We start from the raw sequence: 20,898 nt of genomic DNA on the forward strand, positions 1-20,898 counted from the left end.
CCTGCTTTCATTGCACCATGTTCTCCTTTTTTCGCCGTTCGCCGGCCCCTGACACCATGAGCCTCACCGATCAAAGCGTCCTCGACAGCCTCCGGCAGTATGCCGACCCCAACACCGGCAAGGATTACGTTTCGAGCCGTGCCGTGAAGAACCTGCGCGTCAGCGGTGCCGACGTGTCCTTCGACATCGAGCTGGGCTACCCGGCCCAGACCCAGATCGACACCATCCGCCAGGCGGTGATCGCTCAGGTGAAATCCGTGCCGGGCGTGGGCAACGTGAGCGCCAACGTGTTCAGCAAGATCGTCGCCCACGCGGTGCAGCAGGGCGTGAAGCTGCTGCCCGGGGTGAAGAACATCATCGCGGTGGCGTCCGGCAAGGGCGGCGTGGGCAAGAGCACCACGGCGGTCAATCTGGCGCTGGCCCTGGTGGCCGAAGGCGCCAAGGTCGGCATGCTCGATGCCGACATCTACGGTCCGTCGCAGCCCCAGATGCTGGGCATCGGCGGCGAGCGCCCCGAAAGCCACGACGGCAAGACGATGGAGCCCCTCGAGGCCCACGGCCTGCAGGTGATGTCCATCGGCTTCCTGGTGGATGTGGAGACGCCGATGGTGTGGCGCGGCCCGATGGCCACCCAGGCCCTCAACCAGCTGCTCAAGGAAACCAACTGGCGCGATCTGGATTACCTCGTGATCGACATGCCGCCGGGCACCGGCGACATCCAGCTGACCCTCTCCCAGACCGTGCCGGTGACCGGTGCGGTAATCGTCACGACGCCCCAGGATATTGCCTTGCTCGACGCCCGCAAGGGCCTCAAGATGTTCGAGAAGGTCGGCGTGCCCATCATCGGCATCGTGGAAAACATGAGCATCCACATCTGCTCGAAGTGCGGGCACGAGGAGCACATCTTCGGCACCGGTGGTGGCGAGACCATGTGCAAGGATTACGGCGTGCCTTTCCTGGGCGCGCTGCCGCTGGACATCCAGATCCGTCAGGAAGTGGACAGCGGCGTGCCGACCGTGGTGGCCGACCCGAATGGCCGGGTGGCCGAAATCTACAAGGGGATCGCCCGCAAGGTGGCCATCACCATCGCCGAACGGGCGAAGGACATGAGCCACAAGTTCCCGAACATCGTGGTGCAGAATACGTGAGCAAACTGAATGTCGTGATGCGCGTCGCCCTGGTGGCGGCGCTTGCTGCCAGCCTGTCCGGCTGTGTGGTGGGTACCGTGGTCGGCACCGCCGTGGATGTGGGTGTCGAAGTCGTGAAGGTGCCCTTCAAGGTCGGCAAGGGCATCTACGACGTGGTGAAGGACGACGAGCCGAAGGACAAGTAGCCCAACCGAGCGGGCGCTTCTTCCGGGCGCTTTCGGCGTGACGGCGGTCTGATGGCCGCCGTCACGCATTTGGCCGAAATTTCGTGCGCGTGGATGTAGAATGCGCATTTTTGTGCAGGGACAGCCAGCGTGAGCATCAAGTCGGACAAGTGGATTCGCCGCATGGCGGAAGGCGATGCGAAGATGATCGAACCCTTTGCCCCCGAGCTGGTGCGCCAGAACGAAGGTGGCAAGATCGTCTCCTACGGCACCTCGAGCTACGGCTACGATGTTCGCGTGGCCAACGAATTCAAGATCTTCACCAACATCAACTCCACGATCGTCGATCCGAAAAACTTCGACGAGCGCAATTTCGTGGATTTCACCGGTGACGTGTGCATCATCCCGCCGAACTCCTTCGCGCTCGCTCGCACGGTTGAATACTTCCGCATCCCGCGCAGCGTGCTTACGGTGTGCCTGGGCAAATCCACCTACGCGCGCTGCGGGATCATCGTCAACGTGACGCCCCTGGAGCCCGAGTGGGAGGGCCACGTGACGCTGGAGTTTTCCAACACCACCCCGCTGCCGGCCAAGATCTACGCCAACGAAGGCGTGGCCCAGATGCTGTTCTTCGAGTCTGACGAAACCTGCGCCACCTCCTACAAGGATCGCGGCGGTAAATATCTGGGTCAGACCGGCGTCACCCTGCCGAAAATCTGAAATACTTGTCAGCTACACTTTGAACATCGGGCGGACCATGCGCAGGCACGCGGGTCCGCCCAAAACTTTTTGTTGATCTGCCCGGGCTCAAACCGGGCACCGAGGAGTCGAGCATGCGCTTCAATTTTCCGGTCATCGTCATCGACGAGGACTTCCGTTCGGAAAACACGTCCGGGCTGGGCATCCGCGCCCTGGCGGAAGCCATCGAGAAGGAAGGCCTGCAAGTGCTGGGCGTCACCAGCTACGGCGACATGTCGTCCTTCGCCCAGCAGCAGAGCCGCGGCTCGGCGTTCATCCTGTCGATCGACGACGAAGAGTTCTCCTCGCCCGAGGCTGCCGAAAAGGCCATCGCCGATCTGCGCGCCTTCGTGAGCGAGATCCGGATGCGCAACGCAGACATCCCCATCTTCCTGCACGGCGAAACCCGCACCTCGCGCCACATCCCCAACGACGTGCTGCGCGAGCTCCACGGCTTCATCCACATGTACGAGGACACGCCGGAGTTCATCGCCCGCAACGTGGTGCGCGAAGCCAAGGCCTACCTCGAATCCCTGCCTCCGCCGTTCTTCCGTGCGCTCACGCATTACGCGTCCGATGGCTCGTACTCGTGGCACTGCCCCGGCCACTCCGGCGGCGTGGCCTTCCTCAAGTCGCCCGTCGGCCAGATGTTCCACCAGTTCTTTGGTGAGAACATGCTGCGCGCCGACGTGTGCAACGCGGTCGAAGAACTCGGCCAGCTGCTCGACCACACCGGCCCGGTGGCGGCTTCCGAGCGCAACGCCGCGCGCATCTTCAACTGCGATCACCTGTACTTCGTCACCAACGGCACGTCCACGTCCAACAAGATCGTCTGGCACTCCACCGTGGCGCCGGGCGACATCGTGGTGGTGGACCGCAACTGCCACAAGTCGGTGCTCCACGCGATCATGATGACCGGCGCGATCCCGGTCTTCCTGATGCCGACCCGCAACAACTTCGGCATCATCGGCCCGATCCCGCGCTCCGAGTTCGACTGGGAAAGCATCCAGAAGAAGATCGACGCGAATCCCTTCATCGCCGACAAGACCGCCAAGCCGCGGGTGCTCACCATCACCCAGTCCACCTACGACGGCGTGCTCTACAATGTCGAGGCCATCAAGGACGAGCTGGATGGCAAGATCGACACCCTGCACTTCGACGAAGCCTGGCTGCCCCACGCGGCGTTCCACGATTTCTATGGCGACTACCACGCCATCGGCGCCGACCGCCCGCGCTGCAAGGAGTCGATGATCTTCTCGACCCAATCCACCCACAAGCTGCTGGCGGGCCTGTCGCAGGCGTCGCAGATCCTCGTGCAGGACGCCGAGAACAGCCACCTCGACCGGGACGTGTTCAACGAGGCCTACCTCATGCACACCTCCACCAGCCCCCAGTACGCGATCATCGCGTCCTGCGACGTGGCCGCGGCGATGATGGAAGAGCCGGGCGGCACCGCGCTTGTCGAGGAATCCATCGCCGAAGCCCTCGACTTCCGCCGCGCCATGCGCAAGGTGGACGAAGAGTGGGGCGCCGACTGGTGGTTCAAGGTGTGGGGCCCGGACGACCTGTCGGAAGAAGGCATCGAAGAGCGCGAAGCCTGGATGCTCAAGCCCGGCGACCGCTGGCACGGCTTCGGCAACCTGGCTGAAGGCTTCAACATGCTCGACCCGATCAAGGCCACGATCATCACCCCGGGCCTCGACGTGGACGGCGAGTTCGCCGAGCGCGGCATCCCGGCGGCCATCGTCACCAAGTATCTGGCCGAGCACGGCGTGATCGTCGAGAAGTGCGGCCTGTACTCTTTCTTCATCATGTTCACCATTGGCATCACCAAGGGCCGCTGGAACAGCATGGTGACCGAGCTGCAGCAGTTCAAGGACGACTACGACAAGAACCAGCCCCTCTGGAAGGTGCTGCCCGAGTTCGTCCAGAAGAACCCGCGCTACGAGCGCGTCGGCCTGCGCGATCTTTGCCGCGACATCCACGCGGTGTACCGCGCCAACGACGTGGCCCGCCTCACCACCGAGATGTACCTGTCGGACATGATCCCGGCCATGAAGCCGGCGGATGCCTTCGCCAAGATGGCCCACCGCAACATCGAGCGCGTCGCCATCGACGAGCTCGAAGGCCGTGTCACCAGCGTGCTCCTCACCCCGTATCCGCCGGGCATTCCGCTGCTGATCCCGGGCGAGCGCTTCAACAAGACGGTGGTGCGCTACCTGCAGTTCGCCCGCGAGTTCAACGAACGCTTCCCGGGCTTCGAGACCGATGTGCATGGCCTCGTGAAGGAAGTGAAGGACGGACGCATCTACTACTACGTGGATTGCGTGCGGGACTGAGCGTCCTGGCCGTCAAAACAAAAAACGCCGCGGATTTCGCGGCGTTTTTTTTGCTGGGGCGCGGCGTCCGCGGGATTTATCTGCGTTCGTAGGTCACAAACGCAAACTTGAGGCCTGACGCGGCGACCTGCGGGTTGCGCTGAGCTTCGCGCCAGTCGTCCTTGGCCAATTCCGGAAAAAACGCATCGCCGGCGAAATCTGCATCGATCTCGGTAAGGTAGAGCCGATCGGCGATGGGCAAGGCTTGGCGGTAGAGCTCGGCGCCGCCCATCACGAAAACGATGTCGGCGTTTCCGGCAGCAGTCAGCGCGTCGGGCAGGCTGCCCACCACGGTGGCGCCAACGGCCGGGTAGGCTGCGTTGCGGCTCACCACGATGTTCACCCGCCCGGGCAGCGGGCGGAAGGCGTCGGGCAGGGATTCCCAGGTCTTGCGGCCCATGATGACCGGCTTGCCGCGGGTGGTCTCGCGGAAGAACTTCATGTCTTCCGGCAGGTGCCAGGGCATACGGTTGTCGATGCCGATCACGCGGTCACGGGCGTGGGCGGCGATCAGTGCCAGGATGGGTCTGCTCAGGGGGCGACCCTCCTGCCGCTGCGCGGCATCCTCCCCAGGGGAGGAGTGAGCACTTCCTTCAGGCGGCCGGGCGGAAGTGCTCATACGGCCACCGGTGCGGAGATGTGGGGGTGCGGGTCGTAGCCTTCGAGGACGAAGTCGTCGATGGTGAAGGCGAAGATGTCCTTCACGTCCGGGTTGATGCGCATCGTCGGCAGGGCGCGCGGCTCGCGGGAGAGCTGCAGCTGGGTCTGCTCCAGGTGATTTACGTAGAGGTGGCAGTCGCCCCCCGTCCACACGAAATCGCCCAGCTCGTAGCCGCATACCTGGGCCACCATCATCGTGAGGAGCGCGTAGCTGGCGATGTTGAAGGGCACGCCCAGGAAGATGTCGGCGCTGCGCTGGTAGAGCTGGCAGCTCAGCTTGCCGCCGGCCACGTAAAACTGGAACAGCGCGTGGCAGGGCGGCAGGGCCATGCCCTCGATTTCGCCAGGGTTCCAGGCCGACACGATGTGGCGGCGGGAGTCCGGGTTCTTCTTGAGCGCCTCGATGAGCTGGGCGATCTGGTCGATGCTGCGCCCGTCCGCGGTTTCCCAGCGGCGCCACTGCTTGCCGTACACCGGGCCGAGCTCGCCGTTCTCGTCGGCCCACTCGTCCCAGATCGAGACCTTGTTGTCCTTCAGGTACTGGATGTTGGTTTCGCCGCGCAGGAACCACAGCAGCTCGTGGATGATCGAGCGGGTGTGGAGCTTCTTGGTGGTGAGCAGCGGGAAACCTTCGGAAAGGTCGAAGCGCATCTGCCAGCCGAAGACCGACAGCGTGCCGGTGCCGGTGCGGTCGTCCTTGCGGTGGCCGCGTTCCGCCACGTGGCGCATGAGTTCGAGGTACTGGCGCATGAAGGCTGGGAGCTGAATCGAGAGGACGCGATTTTACCGGTTTAGGGCGCCCCCGCGCATCCGTACTTGCCCGTGGGGTTTCGTCGGCAAGCGTGACGAAAAACACCTTTGTGCTACCATGTTTGATCGTGAAAAAACGTTTCGGATCATCGGTCCGAAGAGGCGCAGAGACACCCACATGGCAATCGGTTCAGCGGTTCAACACTCCCATCCGCTCATGCAGCAGGAAACGCTGAGCCGGATTCTGAACGACGTTGCCACCAGCGCCGCGCCGACGGCCATTGTCGAGTTGATCCGCTGGCTGGATTCCTTCCATTTCGAGGGTGAAGTCCCCCTCAACCAGCTTGCGCGCCTCGTCGCCATTCTCGACGAGGCCGCCCAGCCCCAGCTGCGCCAGGCCTCCGGGCTGTACCTTTCCAACGTGTTCGGCTCACGCAGCGTGCGCTACAAGGCTCTGGGGCGGGATTTCTACGCCAGCCTTGGGCGTGCCTACGATCTCGTCCTGAACGGTCTCGCCACTGATTTCACCATCGACGACGCCGATCCGCTGCGGGTCGAGGTGCTGCTGCGGGCGGTGCGCGCCGCCGCCGGCGAGATGAAGTGGGTCGCCTTCGATTACCAGGAGCTCGCGCCGGAAGTCTGGCAGCGGGCGATCGTCGCCTACCGCGCGGCCGGCCAGTACGGTGCGCTCAACACGCCGATCAACGTCCGCGAAGGGCGTGAGACCCGCTCGACGGTGAGCCGCGAATTCATCCGGCTGGTGGCCATGCAGTGTGCCAGCCTCGACCAGCTCTCGCCCGACCGCATCGAGGCGACCGACAAGCTGGTGCGTTATCTCCAGCATTCCCTGGCGCTGACCAGCGAGCCGCGGGGCGGTGGCCAGTTTTTCCTCGATCTCGAGAGCCTCTCGGCGCCCCAGCGCTGCCTCGCCGTGCCCGAGGACGTGCCTTCCACGATCCGCTATTTCCGCCCCGCAGATGCGGTGGTGATGCTCGGCGAGCTGCGCCAGACGGTCGCCGACGGGGGGCTCGGGCCGCTGTTTGCGGGTATCGGCGTGCCATCGGTGAGCGGGGCTATCCGCCATCTCTCGCGCCAGTGGGGGCCGGTGCCGCCCATGCGCCAGTATCGCCGCCACCCGGTGCGAGGTGCGCTGGCGCTGGCCACCGGGCTGGGTTTCATCCGCTCGCAGATCTCCGGCGAAGCCCAGATGCGGCCGGCGGCTGCCTGGGCGCTGCGGGACGCCAGCCGCAATGGTTTTGGGGTGATCTCCGGCGCCTTCGACCCCGACGTGTGCCGGGTGGGCGCGCTGGTGGGCGCCCATGTGGGCGAAACCGGGCGCTGGGTGCTGGCGCTGGTGCGCCGGGTCCGGTCCGACATCGAAGGTGGCGCGGCGGTGGGGATGCAGACCATCTCCAGCGAGCCCTATCCGGCGCTGCTCGACGATGGGGCCCGCAGTTGGAGCGGCATCCTGTGCGATCCGGTGGTGCGCGGCCGTGCGGTGCGCATCGTCTGCGAGCCGGGTGCGATGCGCTCGCCGCGGCCGGTGTTCGCCAAGGTGGCGGGGCGTACGGTCAAGCTGCAGCCGGGCACGGTGCTGGTCAGCGGCCCGGGCTACCAGATCGTCAGCTGCAATGTCGCCTGATGCCGGAATAGCAACAGGCTATCGAATGAATTGGATCAGGATGTTTGACGGCCGCCGGCGCGGCTGTTAAGTTAACGTCCATGACCTCCGCGCAACAGACCAATCTCTTCTCCCTACTGGCCCTCTCCGGGCTGGGTCTGCTGCTGCCCTAACGGGCACATCTTTTCTCCCCCTCCCTGTTGTCGTACCCCGTCGCCCTTAACAGGCGAATTGCGTCTTCGCACGCGTTTTGAACGGAGTTTCACCATGTCCACCCTCGATCTGTCCCTGCTGTCCCTACGACTGCGCCCCGGTTGCCAGGCCACGAGCCCGCGGCAGTCTGGCAACCCCATGTCCGCATCCGAACACCCGAACCGTATCCGACGAAAGCAAAGGACAAGACCATCATGTTGAAGAATCCGCAAACCAAGTACACCGCCTTTCCCCCGGTCGCCCTCGCCGACCGCCAGTGGCCCAGCCGCACGATCACTCATCCGCCGATCTGGATGAGCACCGATCTCCGTGACGGCAACCAGGCCCTCTTCGAACCGATGAATGCCGCCCGCAAGTTGCAGATGTTCCGCAAGCTCGTGGCGATCGGCTTCAAGGAAATCGAAGTCGCTTTCCCCTCAGCCTCCCAGACCGATTTCGACTTCGTCCGTCAGCTCATCGAGCAGGGTGAGATTCCCGACGACGTGACCATCGAGGTCTTGAGCCAGGCTCGCGAGCACCTCATCCGCCGCACGATGGAATCCCTCAAGGGCGCCCGCCGGGCCATCGTCCACATCTACAACGCCACCTCGCCGGTGTTCCGCGAGACGGTGTTCGGGATGAGCAAGGATGAGGTCAAGGCCCTTGCCGTCGAGAGCGTCACCCTCGTCAAGCAGCTCGCTGCCGAGCAGCCGGACACCGAATTCGTCCTCGAGTACAGCCCGGAAACCTTCACCGCCACCGAACTCGACTTCGCCAAGGAAGTCTGCGATGCCGTGGTCGCCGCCTGGGATCCGGCGCCGGGCGAGAAGGTGATCCTCAACCTTCCGTCCACCGTGGAAGTGGGCTCGCCCAACTTCTACGCCGACCAGATCGAGTGGATGCACCGCAATCTCGCCCGCCGCGAGCAGATCATCCTCAGCGTGCATCCCCACAACGACCGCGGCACCGCCGTGGCGGCCGCCGAGCTCGCCCAGCTTGCTGGCGCCGACCGTGTGGAGGGCTGCCTCTTTGGCAATGGCGAGCGCACCGGCAACGTGGATCTCGTGACCCTCGCCCTCAACATGTACACCCAGGGCATCCACCCGGGCCTCGATTTCTCGGACATCAACGACATCGCCCGCGTGGCCGAGGAATGCACCCAGTTGCCGATCCACCCGCGCCACCCGTACGTGGGCGATCTCGTCTTCACGGCCTTCTCGGGTTCGCACCAGGACGCGATCAAGAAGGGGCTCGAGGTGCAGCAGCCGGGCGCCCAATGGACGGTGCCGTACATGCCCATCGACCCGCATGACGTGGGCCGCACCTACGATTCGGTGATCCGCGTGAACAGCCAGTCCGGCAAGGGCGGCGTGGCGCATTTGCTCCAGGCCCACTACGGCCTCGTGATGCCGCGGCGGATGCAGGTGGAGTTCAGCGCGGCAGTGCAGCGCCTTACCGATGAGACCGGCCAGGAAGTGGACGCCCATCAGTTGTGGACGCTCTTCGGCCGTGAATACCTCGAAGCCGACGCACCGATCCGTTACGTGGCGCACCACCTTTTCGAGGCCGGCAGCCGTCAGGGCATCCGCATCGAGGCCGAGGTGAATGGCCTGGCCGTGGAGTTCGTCGGCGAAGGCAACGGCCCGGTCGAGGCGGCCGTGGCGGCCATCGGTGTGCCGATCCGCGTGCAGAGCTTTGAAGAGCGCTCGATGGGCGAGGGTGCCGACGCGGCGGCCATGTGCATCGTCGAGGTGGCGATGGAAGGCGTCGCCGGCAGCCGCTTCGGGGCCGGTATGCACCGCAACACCGTGACCGCGTCGGTACGGGCGATCATCAGCGCGGCCAACCGCGCCGGGGCGCACGTGGCGGCCGTCGCGGAGGATGCGGAGGGCTGCGCAGCCTGACTTTCAGCGGTGATCTGAAATGAAAAACGCCGGGTGTGAGCCCGGCGTTTTTTTATTGCTGCTGCTGAATCGATCAGACCGCCGCGAGGGCCTGGTCGAGATCGGCCAGGAGGTCGTCGATGTGCTCGATGCCGATGGACAGGCGGACCATGTCTTCGGATACGCCGGCCTTCTTCATCTCTTCGGGCGACAGCTGGCGGTGGGTGGTGGAGGCCGGGTGGCAGGCCAGGCTCTTGCTGTCGCCGATGTTCACCAGGCGGGTGACCAGCTTGAGCGCGTCCTGGAAGCGGCCGCCGGCAGCCTTGCCGTCGCCGTCGGCGCTCTTCACGCCAAAGTTGAGGATGCCCGACGCGCGACCGCCCATGTACTTTTGAACGAGGGCGTTGTCGGCGTGATCCGGCAGACCGGCGTAGTTCACCCACGCCACCTTGGCGTGGCCCTTGAGGAACTCGGCCACCTTGAGGGTGTTCTCGCAGATGCGGTCCATGCGCAGGGCGAGGGTCTCGACGCCCTGGAGGATCAGGAAGGCGTTGAACGGGCTGATTGCGGCACCCATGTTGCGCAGGGGCACCACGCGGGCGCGGCCGATGAAGGCGGCCGGGCCGAGGGCTTCGGTGTAGACCACTCCGTGGTAGGAGACATCCGGCTCGTTCAGGCGGCGGAAGCGCTCCTTGTGCTCGGCCCACGGGAACTTGCCGCTATCGACGATGATGCCGCCGATGGAGGTGCCGTGGCCGCCCAGGTATTTGGTGAGCGAATGCACCACGATGTCGGCGCCGTGCTCGATCGGCCGGCACAGGTAGGGTGAGGGCACGGTGTTATCAACGATCAGCGGGATGCCGTGGGCGTGGGCGATGGCGGCCAGGGCTTCGAAGTCGGTGATGTTGCCCAGCGGGTTGCCGACGGATTCGCAGTAGATGGCCTTGGTGCGGGCGTCGATCAGCGGTGCGAAGGAGGCCGGGTCGCGGTAGTCGGCAAAGCGCACCTGAATGCCGATCTGCGGCAGGGTGTGGGCGAACAGGTTGTAGGTGCCGCCGTAGAGCGTGGAGGCCGAGACGATGTTGTCGCCGGCTTCGGCGATGGTCTGGATCGCGTAGGTGATGGCGGCCATGCCGGAGGCCAGCGCCAGGCCCGCGATGCCGCCTTCCATCGCCGCCACCCGGGCTTCGAGCACGGCCTGGGTGGGGTTCATGATGCGGGTGTAGATGTTGCCGGCCACCTTCAGGTCGAACAGATCGGCACCGTGCTGGGTGTCGTCGAAGGCGTAGGAGGTGGTCTGGTAGATCGGCACGGCCACCGCCTTGGTGGTCGGATCCGGGCTGTAGCCACCGTGCACGGCAAGGGTTTCGAGTTTCATCGTGGTGTTTCTCCCGTTTGTTTTCTGCAGACGAAGGTGAAAAGTGTGGCTAATTGCCGCATCCGGGTTTTCCCGCGGCTTGTTCCGGGAACTGCCGGGTACATAATCCTTGGCAAGTCGCGATAATACGCAAAGTTGCGCGCCATTCGTCCTTATCTGGGGCAAACGGCAGCGGAACACAATAATAAGTGAGGGGACAAGATGGAACTCAAAGGACGCAATGCGACCTGGCTCGAGCTCGCCGTCGCGCCGCTGTGGCGCCTTGGCCAGACCCGGGTCCGGGTGCATCCGCTGCAGGGTGGCGGGGAGGGCTGTGTCGGCATTACCGTGGATGAACGCTGGCTGTGCGCCAATGACGGTCGCCTGACCGTGTTTGGTTGCCGCGAATCGGCTTCGCGCTTCCTCGACCTGCTGCGCATCGACCACATGGAAGAGGGCGAGCCCTCCGAGCTGCCGGCCGGCTGCGGTTGTGGAGGCGTGCAGTGCATGCGTCTCGGCACCGCCGGGCTGCGCACCTGTGACGGTCTTGGTAAACCGGCCCGTCGTGCCGACGGTCCTCGGCGCATCGTCATTCAGTCACCGCCCCGCAAGATTTCGCTCAGAAGCGAATTCATGCGCTGATCGAAGGCCATCAGCAGGATTTCCTCCGGGAGTTCCTGCTCGGCCTGCACCGCGCGGCAGGTGGCCACCGCGATCCGCATCGCTTCTTCTGCCGGGTAACCGTAGATACCGCAACTGATCGCGGGGAAGGCGATCGTCCGTACGCCGTGCGCGGCGGCGAGCTTCAGGCTGTTGCGGTAGCAGTCTGCAAGCAGCGCAGCCTCCCCGTAGCTGCCACCGCGCCACAGGGGGCCGACGGTGTGGATCACGTAGCGCGCGGGTAGCCGAAAGCCCGGGGTGATGCGCGCCTCGCCCGTCGGGCAGCCGCCCAGGGTGGCGCAGTGGGCGGTGAGTTCCGGCCCGGCCGCCCGGTGGATCGCGCCATCCACGCCACCCCCGCCCAGCAGGCTGCTGTTGGCGGCATTCACGATGGCGTCCACTTTCTGTAGTGTGATGTCTCCGACTTTCACCGAAATCCGTCCGTCGTTCATCCTGATGCTCCCGGGCCGCCGGCACAAGCTTGCCTGAGTTCCATTGTGCGTGTTTCGGGACAAACCTGCGAGAAGACACCTCTTGCCAGCGATACCTGATCGGGGTGAAAATAATACGGTATTACGCAATAGGGGGCAAAGTGGCAAAGCCGAAGGTGGTTACCGTGCTGTCCCAGAAGGGCGGCGCGGGCAAGTCGACACTGACGATGCAACTCGCGGGCGGTCTCGCCAGGCGCGGAAAACGCGTGGTGATCATCGATCTCGATCCCCAGGAAACCGCCCTGCGCTGGGCTCACGCGGCCGCCGCGGGCGTGCCGTTTCCGGCGACGGTGAGCCGGCTTCCCGGTGAGCCGGACGCGCTGCCGGCGGCCATCAAGGCGGCGGGGCGGGATGCCGACGTGATCCTGCTGGATTGCCCGCCGTCCATCGAACACGCCGCCACACTGGCGTCGCTGCAGGTGGCGGACGTGGCTCTGGTGCCGGTGGTGCCGAGCCCGGCGGATCTGTGGTCCACCATGGGCGTCGAGCGGCTGATCCTGCAGGTTCAGGCGAGCCGCAAGGGCCTGAAGGCGGCGCTGGTGCCCAACCGGGTGCTGCGCACCAACCTCGCCTGGGACGTGCTCGAGGTGATGCGGGATTTCACCCTCCCGGTGCTTGGCGCGGCCCTCTCCCAGCGTAATGCTTTCGCGCAGAGCGCGGTGGTCGGCGGCACGGTGTATCAGCTGGGCCGGGCCGGCAGCGAGGCTGCGCGTGAAGTGGACAAACTGGTTGTGGAAGTCTTGAAACTGACAGGAGATAAAACATGAACACCAAAACCCGGTCGGCGCTGCGTTCGACTTTGCAGCAGGAGAGCGAAGCACTCGAAACCCGTCTGCCTGACCCGACGCCCGCCGAGGCGCCGGTAGCGGCTCCGGCTCCGGCTGAGGCTGTCGAGGTGGCGCCGGCGGTGGACGCCGTGGCATCCGAGCTGGCTCCGGTGGTCGAGCCCGCTCCGGTCGCCGAGGCGCCGGTCAAGGCCGAGAAGCCGAAGGCCCCCGCCAAGCCCGCGCCCAAGCCTGCCGCGAAGGCTGCGCCTAAAGCCGTGAAGGCGCCCGCGAAGGCCGCCAAGCCGGCCGAAGCCGCGGCCCCGGTCGAAGCTGCGCCGGCGCCTACCGCAACGCCTGCGCCCGTCGTGGCCAAGAAGGTCGTCAAGCCGGCCAAGCCGAAGCCCGTGAAGGCGGAGAAGGTCGAGAAGGCGGAAAAGCCCGCCAAGCCGGCCAAGGCCAAGGCTGAAAAGCCCGCCAAGGTGGTGCGCGAGAAGGTCGTGCGTGATTCGTTCTCGATGCCCAAGAGCGAGCACGCCCAGCTCAAGGCGCTGCGCGAGACGCTGGCCAAGGCCGGGCGCATCTGCACCAAGTCCGAGCTGCTGCGGGCCGGCGTGCAGCTGCTGCTGAAGGAATCCACGGCCAGCACCAAGGCGCTGGTCGAGGGCCTGGTGGTGGTGCCGAAGGGCAAGGGCGCGAAGTAAGCCCGAGCTGGATTGTTTCAAAAACGGCAACAATGGGTGATCCATTGTTGCCGTTTTTTTGCGTTAACCGGGGGCGTCTTCCACCAGCCGGACGCGCACCAGCCCGCGCAGGCCGTTGCCGGCGTAGATCGCGTCAGCGTGTTCCAGGTCGTCCGGGCGGAGCGTCGCCTCCTGGGCCCGGCCTTCCCGCAGCAGGCGGCGGCGCAGGGTGCCGTTGAGGAGGCCGGCGCTGGCGGGCGGGGTGAGCAGCACGCCGTTCCGCTCCACGAAGAGGTTGCTGCGCGCGCCTTCGGCGAGCTCGCCCCGCTCGTTGAGGAACAGCGCGTCGAAGTGGCCGGCGGCCATCACCCGGGCGAGTTCCCGGTCGTACAGGGCGCGGGCGGTGGTCTTGTGGCGCAGCAGCAGGTCGTCGCTGGCGATTGCGTGGGGCGACAGCACTACGGTGGCGTCGGGCGACGGGGCACCCGCGCCGAGGGGCGCCTGCTCCAGGGTGAGATCACCCTGCTGGCCGAGGGTGACGCGGACGCGCCGGGGCGTGTCGGCTTCGACGCCCGCGAGCAGCTGCCGGAAGGCGTCGGGGTCGAAGGCGAAGCCCAGCTCGGCGGCGGACGCGGTGATGCGTTCGAGGTGCTCGGGCAGGAGGGGGAAGCCCGCGCCCGGCTCGAAGCGCAGGGTTTCGATGAGGCGCAAGCCCTTGGGCAGCCCGGTGAGAAAGCGCGCCTTGAGATGGCATTCGGCCCACTCGGCAGTCGGGCGGGAGTCGAACACCACGCCGCTGCCCACGTCGAGGCGGGCTTCGCCGTCGTTCAGGCGCAGGGTGCGGATGGGTACGCTGAAGCGGAAGTCGCCGCCGGGGCGAATCCAGCCCAGGGCGCCGCAGTACAGGCCGCGGGGCGCGGTCTCGAGCTCGCGGATGATCTCCATGGCGCGGATCTTCGGGGCGCCGGTGATCGAGCCGCAGGGAAACAGCGCCCGGAAGATGGCCGGCAGGTTGGCGTCCACGGGCTCGGCGACGACGCGGGAGGTCATCTGCCAGACGGTGGGGTAGGGCTCGATGCGGCACAGATCCTCGACCCGCACGCCGCCGGGCGGGGCAAGGCGGCCCATGTCGTTGCGGATGAGGTCCACGATCATCACGTTCTCGGCGCGGTCCTTGTCGGAGGCGGCGAGGGCGGCCGGGTCGGTGTCGCGCGGGGCGGTGCCTTTCATCGGCCGGCTGGCGAGGGTGTGGCCGTGGCGTTCGAGGAAGAGCTCGGGCGAGCGGGACAGGATCGCGCCGCCGGCGTGGGCGATGAAGGCGCCGTAGCGCACGGGCTGGGCCGCGCGCAGGGCCCGGTAGAGGGCGGCGGGGTGGCCGAAGGCGGGGCCGGTGAGCGGGAAGGTGAAGTTGACCTGGTAGCAGTCGCCGGCGGCGATGTAGTCGCGGATGCGCTCGGTGCGGGCGAGGTAGTCGGCTTCGGTGATGCCGGGGGCAAGCGTGCCGACGCCGCCGGGTGCGTCGCCGGCGAGGGCCGCCAGCCAGGCGTCGACGGCCGCATCGGAGAGCCATTCGCCATGGGCGAAGATCCAGCCGGTGACGAGGGGCTCACCGCCCGCCGGCAGCAGCGGGCGCAGGCGGGGTTCGATGGCGTAGCCGAGTTCGTAGCGGGCGGCGAGGGCAACCCAGGCGCCGTCCCGGGCGGCCCGTTCGAGGCGGGCGAGGGCGGCGGGCCAGGCGTCGGGATCGGTGCAGCGAATTTCCTCGACGAGGCCGGTTAGCAGCCACGCGCCGGCGGAGCTGGCGTCGAGGTTGTCGTCGAAGAGGGCGAAGGCGGGCGCGGAGTCGGGGTGGTGCGGCATCGCCGCGGAGTTTACCTGCTCGTCAGCGCTTGGCGTATAAGAAGGACTGGAATTCGGCGTTGCGCAGCTGGGCGGCCTGGGGCGCGGTGTCTTCGATGATGATGCCGAAGCGGCAGGCGCGCGTGGAGGCCAGCCTGGTCAGGGCGGCCCCGACCCGCCGTCGGCGAGCGGCATGGTCGGGAGGCGTCAGAGAAAGATCCGCCCGCCATGAAACACTGGCCGGGCGGAGGGGCTCACAGCAGCGGGCTGCCGGAGTGTTCGCCGCGTTCGTACACCACGTGGGCACGGCCGACGAGGAGCGGGTCGAGGGGCCCGATGTGGTCGATGTCTTTGTTGGCGTAGGGCAGCTTGTGGAGGATGTAGCGCATGGCGTTGAGACGTGCGCGCTTCTTGCAATCCGACTTGAGGACGGTCCAGGGGGCGTCGGCGGTGTCGGTGTGGAAGAACATCGCCTCCTTGGCCTTGGTGTAGTCCTCCCACTTGTCTAGGGACGCCAGATCGATGGGGCTGAGCTTCCACTGCTTGAGCGGGTGGGCTTCGCGCTCCTTGAAGCGCCGGCGCTGCTCTTCGCGGCTCACCGAGAACCAGAATTTGATGAGATGCACGCCGCTACGCACCAGGTGGCGTTCGAACTCGGGCGTCTGGCGCATGAATTCGAGGTATTCGTCGGGCGAGCAGAAACCCATCACGCGCTCGACGCCGGCCCGGTTGTACCAGGAGCGGTCGAACATGGCGATCTCGCCGGCGGTGGGCAGGTGCTGGATGTAGCGCTGGAAGTACCACTGGCCGCGTTCGGTCTCGCTGGGCTTTTCGAGGGCCACGACCTTCGCGCCGCGGGGGTTGAGGTGCTCCATGAAGCGCTTGATGGTGCCGCCCTTGCCGGCTGCGTCGCGGCCTTCGAAGAGGATCACGACGCGCTGGCCGGTATCCTTGACCCAGGCCTGGAGCTTGAGGAGCTCGACCTGCAGGCGGTACTTCTGCTTCTCGTACGCCTTGCGGGACATCAGGTTCTTGTAGGGGTAGGCGCCTTCGCGCCAGCCGTCGGCGAGCTCTTCGTCGGGGTGGGACGGCAGCTTTTTATAGACGGCTTCGTCCTCGGCCAGCAGCGCCTTGCGCAGGACTTCGGCGTCGTCGGGCGAGGCACCGGCCATGATGGCCTGGAGGGTCTCGGCGATGCTGTGGGTGTCGTGCTTGGCGAGGGTGGCGACGATGTCGGCAACGGCGGTGGCCTTGGCGTCACGGGCGGCGTCCACGGCCTCGTCGATCACGAACTGCTCGATGGCGGCCGCGGTTTCCTTCGGGGCCACATCGCCGGTTGCGGCACGGCGCGGGGCGGGGCGGGCAGGGCGCGAGGTGGTCTTGGCGTTTGTTTTTTCAGTCATTTACGCTTCCTTTTTCTCCGTTTTGTGTCCGTTCAGCGCAGCGCGCGGCGTAGTTGCGGCAGCGCTCGATATAGTCTGCGGTGCTCTTGGGCATCGGGGTGCGGGCACGGGTGATGTAGCTCACCAGGTCGCGGCCCTGCTGGACGAGCAGGCGGCCGTCGGTGACGAGGTGCTGGTCCTCACTGTTGCTGGGCATCTCGGCGGCGTTGAAGTGGGCGCAGAGGCGCTCGCCGGCGGTCACGAAGCTGGTCCAGATGTCGAAGATGTCCGGGTCGGTACGCAGGGTTTCGGTCTTGATGTGGGCAGCCTTGGCGAAGGTGCGCACGTGGGGGGCGATGCCCCGGAAACAGGGCAGCGGGTCGAAGTATTCGACCATGGCGTTGGCGATCAGGTCGATGTCGCGCAGGGTGAGGGCGATCTTGACGTAACGGCTCTCGTAGAAATCTTCGAGGGGGATCGAGAAGGCCTTGAAGGGCTCGCCCCACAGCTCGTCGATGCCCTCTTCGCCGGAGCGGTGCAGCACCAGCCGGCCGAGGCCGAGGGCTTCCTGCAGACATCGGCCGCATTCGCGCATCAGGGCGTTGTCGGGCTGGATCTCGATGCCGACGCTCTGCAGCTCGACGAGCTTGGTGAAGATGTCGGCCGCGCGGTTGAACAGCGCACCGGCGAGCATGGCGCCTTTCACGCGGCGGCGGTCGGTGTCGGGTTCGTCCTCGTAGCTCTTGCGGGCTTCGTTGAGGCGGCTGCCAGGGATGTTGAGCCCGTGCTCGACATGGTTGAAGAGTCTTCGGGTCAGCGCGCCGATGAGCTTGCGCTTGGCCTGGAGCGTGTCTTCGGGAACGGCGTAGGTCTTGACCCAATAGCCGGAATAGAAGACGCGTTCCCTACCGTCGATGACCAGGCGGGAGCCTTCCGGAATGTCGTCGTCCATGGTTCGTTGTTGGCTGCATTTCGATTACGGGAATTTGAAATTCTGCACCAGAATCGGCGTCTGCTGGCGCTCTGGCGCGAGAATTTCACGGGCCTGCCAAGGTGGCAGGCACGCTATGACAACGTGGCAGGCTCAGACCAGTCCGTCGAGCACCTGGACCTGCACGGTGTCGCCTTCGGCCACGTTGCCCTGGGCCGGGCCGAGGACGATGAAGCAGTTGGCGTCGGCCATCGAGCTGAGGATGCCCGAGCCCTGGGCCGGGGTGCTCTTCACCTGCCAGCCGGTGTCGCCGCGGAACAGCACGCCGCGGATGAATTCGGTGCGTCCCGGCGACTTGCGGATCGGGGTGGCGCAGGGAACCGGCAGCAGGGGCGGCTCGGGGATCGGGTCGATGCCGGCGAGGCGCATCAGCGCGGGGCGGGCGAACTGGTAGAAGGTGACCATCACCGCCACCGGGTTGCCGGGCAGGCCGAACAGCCAGGCGCTGCCGTCGTTGCCACCGATGTGCCCGAAGGCCATCGGCCGGCCGGGTTTCATGGCGATCTTCCAGAACAGCACTTCGCCGAGGCGGGCCATCACGTCGCGGGTGAAATCGGCCTCGCCCACCGACACGCCGCCGCTGGTGATGACTGCGTCGGCAATGCCCGCGGCTTCGCGCAGGGTGGTTTCGAGGACGTCCGGGTCGTCGCGGATGACGCCGATGTCGATGATGTCGAAGCCGAGGCGGCTCAGCATGCCGAAGATTGTGTAGCGGTTGCTGTCGTAGATCTGGCCCGGGGCGGCCGGGGTGCCGATGGTGGCGATCTCGTTGCCGGTGGAGAAGAAGGCCACGCGCAGGCGGCGACGCACCGCCACCTCGCCGATGCCCAGGGACGCCACGAGGCCCAGTTCGGCGGGGCGGATGAGGCGACCGGCGGGCAGGGCCGGGAGGCCGGCGCGGAGGTCTTCGCCGGCGCGGCGGACGTTCTGGCCACGGCGCTGGCCGGCGGGGATCGTCACCTTGCCGTCGGCGGCGCGGGTGACTTCCTGCATCACCACGGTGTCGACGCCGGCGGGCAGGGGCGCGCCGGTCATGATGCGCACCGCCTGGCCGGGGCCGATGCTGCCGTCGAAGCCCTGGCCGGCGAAGGCGCTGCCGATGATGTCGAGCACGGTGTCGCCGTCGGCCTTGAGGTCTTCACCGCGCAGGCCGTAGCCGTCCATCGCCGAGTTGTCGTGGGCGGGCACGTCGATGGGCGAGATGACCGGCTGGGCCAGCACCCGGCCGAGGGCGTCGCGCAGGGGAATGTGCTCGATGCCGCTGATCGGGCTCACCGCGTCGAGGATCAGCTGGCGGCCGAGGTCGGCATTGAGCGCGGTCGGGTCGTAGGCGTCGTGGCAGCTGAACTGCCGGGCGAGGGAAGTCACCGGGGGAAATCTCCAGCTTGGTGTGCGCGGAGTTCGTCCGGCGTGTTGATGTTGGCGAAGGCGTCGGGTGCGTCGTCGAAGGGGCAGGCGACCCACTTGAGGCGGCGCAGCCAGAGCTCCATCTTGCGTCCGCCGGCCCGGGTGAAGGCCTGCAGGTCGGGCAGGGCGAAGCTGCGCATCAGCGCGAATACCGGCTGGAGCTGGTCGCCGGTGCGGGCGACGGCCACGCTGGCGCGCTCGGCGCACAGGGCTTCGGCGAGGCGTGGGACCAGATCGGGCGGCAGGAAGGGGCTGTCGCAGGGGGCGGTGGCGAGGTAGGGCGTGGTGCACGCGGCGAGCCCGGCCTCGAGCCCGGCCAGCGGGCCGGCAAAGCCTTCGAGGCGGTCGGGGATCACCGGGCGGCCGAACATCGCGTAATGCTCGGTGCTGCGGTTGGCGCTGATGAGGATGGGCCCGACCTGGGGGGCGAGGCGGTCCAGCACGTGGCTGACCATCGGCCGGCCGTCGAGGAGGGCGAGGCCCTTGTCCACGCCACCCATGCGGCTGCCGCGGCCGCCGGCGAGGATCAGGCCGGTGATGTTTTCCGGGCTGGCGGGGATCATCTCAGCCACCGATATAGGACATTTCGATCTTCCGGAGCGGCGCGGTGGCGGCGGTGCGGATCTCGGAATAGCGGTCGCCGCGCTGCTGCCAGATGCTGCCGATTGCCGCGGAGAGTTCGGCGTCGCTGCGATTGTCGCGCATCAGGCTGCGCAGGTCGTGGCCGCTCTGGGCGAACAGGCAGGTGTAGAGCCGGCCTTCGGTGGACAGGCGGGCCCGGGTACAGGTGGAGCAGAAGGCCTGGGTGACCGACGAGATCACCCCGATCTCGCCGCCGCCATCCACATAGCGCCAGCGCTCGGCCACTTCGCCGGTGTAGTTGGGGTCGATGGCTTCGAGGGGGAAGTGTTCGCCGATGCGCCGGATCACCTCGGCCGAGGGGATCACGTCGTCCATCCGCCAGCCGTTGGAGCTGCCCACGTCCATGAACTCGATGAAGCGCAGGATGTGGCCGCTGCCGCGGAAGTGGCGCGCGAGGGGGACGATCTCCTGGTCGTTCATGCCGCGCTTGACCACCATGTTGATCTTGACCGGGCCGAGACCGGCGGCGGCCGCGGCGTCGATGCCTGCCAGCACGTCGGAAACCGGCACGTCCATGTCGTTCATGGCCTTGAAGACGGTGTCGTCCAGCGAATCCAGGCTGACGGTTACCCGCGACAGCCCCGCCGCCTTGAGGGCCGCGGCCTTCTTGGGGAGCAGCACCCCGTTGGTGGTGAGGGTGACTTCCATCCCCGGGATGGCCGCCAGCTGGGCCACCAGACGCTCAAGGTTGCGACGCAGCAGCGGCTCGCCGCCGGTGAGGCGGATCTTGGTGACGCCGTGGGCGGCGAACAGCCGGGCGATGCGGGTGATCTCCTCGAAGCTGAGGAGGGATTGCCGCGGGAGGAAGGCGTAGTCCTTGTCGAACACTTCCTTGGGCATGCAGTACACGCAGCGGAAGTTGCAGCGGTCGGTGACCGAGATGCGCAGATCCTTCACCGCACGGCCGCGGCTGTCCAGCAACTGGCCGGTGGGGGCCGGCAGGTGGGCGGGGATCTGGGGCTGTTGGCCGAGCAGGCGCTCGTCGACCAGGGGAATGACTCGCTGATTCATCGTCTCGCAGGGGCTTACGGGGGCAGCTTTCCTTCTATCGGGATGCCTCCCGGGTCGCCTTGTCGTGGAACAAGGCGACGGATGTTCCGCCTGAAAATTATCGGCGGCGAGGCGGGGTAGAGCAAGCGGCGTTTGCG

At 66.6% G+C, this 20,898-nt stretch carries 19 protein-coding genes; 9 read left to right on the forward strand and 10 right to left on the reverse strand.

What is annotated here, in order from left to right; all coding sequences use genetic code 11:
• Positions 1-56 precede the first annotated feature (56 nt).
• The 4 genes from apbC to QQK25_RS10445 all read left to right on the forward strand — a co-directional run bounded on the left by apbC (position 57) and on the right by QQK25_RS10445 (position 4,389).
• The gene (apbC, locus tag QQK25_RS10430) at positions 57-1,148 is read left to right on the forward strand and encodes an iron-sulfur cluster carrier protein ApbC (RefSeq protein ID WP_284187866.1); all 1,092 of its coding nucleotides are present in this window, start codon (positions 57-59) and stop codon (positions 1,146-1,148) included.
• A complete protein-coding gene (locus QQK25_RS10435) occupies positions 1,145-1,333 on the forward strand; it encodes an NF038104 family lipoprotein (protein WP_284187867.1) in 189 nt (62 codons plus the stop codon). Before apbC ends, QQK25_RS10435 begins: the two co-directional genes overlap by 4 nt.
• Before the next feature lie 129 nt (positions 1,334-1,462).
• Positions 1,463-2,032 carry a dCTP deaminase gene (dcd, locus tag QQK25_RS10440; RefSeq protein ID WP_153161481.1) on the forward strand — a complete coding sequence of 190 codons (570 nt, stop codon included), beginning with the start codon at positions 1,463-1,465 and terminating at the stop codon, positions 2,030-2,032.
• Positions 2,033-2,145: 113 nt separating this feature from the next.
• On the forward strand, positions 2,146-4,389 hold the full coding sequence (locus QQK25_RS10445; protein ID WP_284187868.1) for an arginine/lysine/ornithine decarboxylase: 2,244 nt from the start codon (positions 2,146-2,148) through the stop codon (positions 4,387-4,389).
• Positions 4,390-4,465: 76 nt separating this feature from the next.
• Here the strand turns inward: QQK25_RS10445 and QQK25_RS10450 are convergent, their stop codons facing one another.
• Complete coding sequence (locus QQK25_RS10450; RefSeq protein ID WP_284187869.1) at positions 4,466-5,047, reverse strand: dihydrofolate reductase; 582 nt, start codon at positions 5,045-5,047, stop codon at positions 4,466-4,468.
• Positions 5,044-5,838, reverse strand: a complete 795-nt coding sequence (locus tag QQK25_RS10455; protein ID WP_284187870.1) for a thymidylate synthase — start codon at positions 5,836-5,838, stop codon at positions 5,044-5,046. The genes QQK25_RS10450 and QQK25_RS10455 overlap by 4 nt, the downstream gene beginning before the upstream one ends.
• Positions 5,839-6,016: 178 nt before the next feature.
• Here QQK25_RS10455 and QQK25_RS10460 point away from each other — a divergent pair, with 178 nt between their 5' ends.
• Together QQK25_RS10460 and leuA are read left to right on the forward strand one after the other, a co-directional pair.
• On the forward strand, positions 6,017-7,480 hold the full coding sequence (locus QQK25_RS10460; RefSeq protein WP_284187871.1) for a cyclic-di-GMP receptor FimW-related protein: 1,464 nt from the start codon (positions 6,017-6,019) through the stop codon (positions 7,478-7,480).
• A gap of 386 nt (positions 7,481-7,866) precedes the next feature.
• Entirely contained in the window at positions 7,867-9,555 is a 1,689-nt protein-coding gene (gene leuA, locus QQK25_RS10465; RefSeq protein ID WP_284187872.1) for a 2-isopropylmalate synthase, read from the forward strand.
• A gap of 73 nt (positions 9,556-9,628) precedes the next feature.
• Here leuA and QQK25_RS10470 read toward each other — a convergent pair whose 3' ends face one another.
• Positions 9,629-10,912 (reverse strand): O-acetylhomoserine aminocarboxypropyltransferase/cysteine synthase family protein, encoded by a 1,284-nt coding sequence (locus QQK25_RS10470; protein WP_284187873.1) that lies wholly within the window; start codon positions 10,910-10,912, stop codon positions 9,629-9,631.
• Between the two features lie 201 nt (positions 10,913-11,113).
• Between QQK25_RS10470 and QQK25_RS10475 the strand changes: the two genes are divergently transcribed.
• Positions 11,114-11,533, forward strand: a complete 420-nt coding sequence (locus QQK25_RS10475) for a hypothetical protein (RefSeq protein WP_153161487.1) — start codon at positions 11,114-11,116, stop codon at positions 11,531-11,533.
• Here the strand turns inward: QQK25_RS10475 and QQK25_RS10480 are convergent.
• Positions 11,485-11,982, reverse strand: a complete 498-nt coding sequence (locus QQK25_RS10480) for an O-acetyl-ADP-ribose deacetylase (RefSeq protein WP_306664082.1) — start codon at positions 11,980-11,982, stop codon at positions 11,485-11,487. The genes QQK25_RS10475 and QQK25_RS10480 overlap by 49 nt on opposite strands.
• A gap of 161 nt (positions 11,983-12,143) precedes the next feature.
• On the opposite strand from QQK25_RS10480, the gene parA reads away from it, so the two are divergent.
• Complete coding sequence (gene parA / locus QQK25_RS10485; RefSeq protein WP_284187875.1) at positions 12,144-12,809, forward strand: ParA family partition ATPase; 666 nt, start codon at positions 12,144-12,146, stop codon at positions 12,807-12,809.
• Positions 12,806-13,510 carry a hypothetical protein gene (locus QQK25_RS10490; protein WP_284187876.1) on the forward strand — a complete coding sequence of 235 codons (705 nt, stop codon included), beginning with the start codon at positions 12,806-12,808 and terminating at the stop codon, positions 13,508-13,510. The genes parA and QQK25_RS10490 overlap by 4 nt, the downstream gene beginning before the upstream one ends.
• A 63-nt stretch (positions 13,511-13,573) precedes the next feature.
• Here the strand turns inward: QQK25_RS10490 and pabB are convergent, their stop codons facing one another.
• The 6 genes from pabB to moaA all read right to left on the reverse strand — a co-directional run bounded on the left by pabB (position 13,574) and on the right by moaA (position 20,761).
• On the reverse strand, positions 13,574-15,349 hold the full coding sequence (gene pabB / locus QQK25_RS10495; protein WP_284187877.1) for an aminodeoxychorismate synthase component I: 1,776 nt from the start codon (positions 15,347-15,349) through the stop codon (positions 13,574-13,576).
• A 233-nt stretch (positions 15,350-15,582) separates the two neighbouring features.
• Positions 15,583-16,731: a polyphosphate kinase 2 gene (gene ppk2 / locus QQK25_RS10500; RefSeq protein WP_284187878.1), complete on the reverse strand. Its 1,149-nt coding sequence runs from the start codon at positions 16,729-16,731 to the stop codon at positions 15,583-15,585.
• Positions 16,724-17,662, reverse strand: a complete 939-nt coding sequence (locus tag QQK25_RS10505; protein ID WP_284187879.1) for a hypothetical protein — start codon at positions 17,660-17,662, stop codon at positions 16,724-16,726. The genes ppk2 and QQK25_RS10505 overlap by 8 nt, the downstream gene beginning before the upstream one ends.
• A 132-nt stretch (positions 17,663-17,794) precedes the next feature.
• Positions 17,795-19,069 carry a molybdopterin molybdotransferase MoeA gene (gene moeA, locus QQK25_RS10510; RefSeq protein ID WP_284187880.1) on the reverse strand — a complete coding sequence of 425 codons (1,275 nt, stop codon included), beginning with the start codon at positions 19,067-19,069 and terminating at the stop codon, positions 17,795-17,797.
• The gene (mobA, locus tag QQK25_RS10515) at positions 19,066-19,671 is read right to left on the reverse strand and encodes a molybdenum cofactor guanylyltransferase MobA (RefSeq protein ID WP_153161494.1); all 606 of its coding nucleotides are present in this window, start codon (positions 19,669-19,671) and stop codon (positions 19,066-19,068) included. Before mobA ends, moeA begins: the two co-directional genes overlap by 4 nt.
• 1 nt (position 19,672) lies before the next feature.
• Positions 19,673-20,761 (reverse strand): GTP 3',8-cyclase MoaA, encoded by a 1,089-nt coding sequence (gene moaA, locus QQK25_RS10520; RefSeq protein ID WP_153161495.1) that lies wholly within the window; start codon positions 20,759-20,761, stop codon positions 19,673-19,675.
• Positions 20,762-20,898: the final 137 nt, after the last annotated feature.

Origin of the sequence: Zoogloea oryzae (assembly GCF_030161255.1) — a bacterium.
Taxonomy (GTDB): Bacteria; Pseudomonadota; Gammaproteobacteria; order Burkholderiales; family Rhodocyclaceae; genus Zoogloea; species Zoogloea oryzae.